The organism is Azotobacter bryophylli (assembly GCF_042643485.1).
GTDB lineage: Bacteria > Pseudomonadota > Gammaproteobacteria > Pseudomonadales > Pseudomonadaceae > Azotobacter > Azotobacter bryophylli.
The window spans coordinates 1-989 of sequence record NZ_JBHRSJ010000033.1; the positions used below are offsets into that span (position 1 = coordinate 1).

General features: G+C 68.8%; 1 protein-coding gene. It reads left to right on the plus strand.

The features are described from left to right. Nucleotides 1-989, plus strand: a 989-nt coding sequence (locus ACFOJE_RS15950) for a M10 family metallopeptidase C-terminal domain-containing protein (RefSeq protein ID WP_377815508.1), incomplete at both ends; no start/stop codon positions are given.

The following is a 989-nucleotide window of genomic DNA, read 5'->3' on the forward strand; positions in this document are numbered from 1 at the left end:
GACAAGCTGGACAGCTACCGCAACGCCTCGACCGGGGTGAGCAGCATCGACACGATCACCGACTTCACCCCCGGCACCGACCGCATCGACGTCTCGGCCCTGGGTTACACCGGGCTGGGCGCGGGCAACGACGGCCATACCCTGACCGCCTCGCTGAGCGCCGACGGGACCAAGACCTACATCAAGGATCTGGTGGCCGACGAGTCGGGCAACCGCTTCCAGGTCGCGCTGGAAGGCAACCACCTGACCCAGCTGACGCCGTCCGACTTCATCTTCGCCCAGTCCGCCCACGAGCCGGCGGTGCCGGTGGCGGCGGACGAGGAGTCGAGTACCCCGAGCACCCCGTCGGTGCCGATGACCCAGGGCAGCCTGTTCAACGACCACCTGGTCGGCACGGCGGACAACGACACCCTGACCGGGGCCGGCGGCCGCGACACCATGACCGGCAACGGCGGCAGCGACGTGTTCCGCTTCAACGACAAGCTGGACAGCTACCGCAACGCCTCGACCGGGGTGAGCAGCATCGACACGATCACCGACTTCACCCCCGGCACCGACCGCATCGACGTCTCGGCCCTGGGCTACACCGGCCTGGGCGCGGGCAACGACGGCCATACCCTGACCGCTTCGCTGAGTGCCGACGGCAGCAAGACCTACATCAAGGATCTGGTGGCCGACGAGTCGGGCAACCGCTTCCAGGTCGCGCTGGAGGGCAACCACCTGACCCAGCTGACGCCGTCCGACTTCATCTTCGCCCAGTCCGCCCACGAGCCGGCGGTGCCGGTGGCGGCGGAGGAGGAATCGAGCGCGCCGAGCACCCCGTCGGTGCCGATGACCCAGGGCAGCCTGTTCAACGACCACCTAGTCGGCACGGCGGACAACGATACCCTGACCGGGGCCGGCGGCCGCGACACCATGACCGGCAACGGCGGCAGCGACGTGTTCCGCTTCAACGACAAGCTGGACAGCTACCGCAACGCCTCGACCGG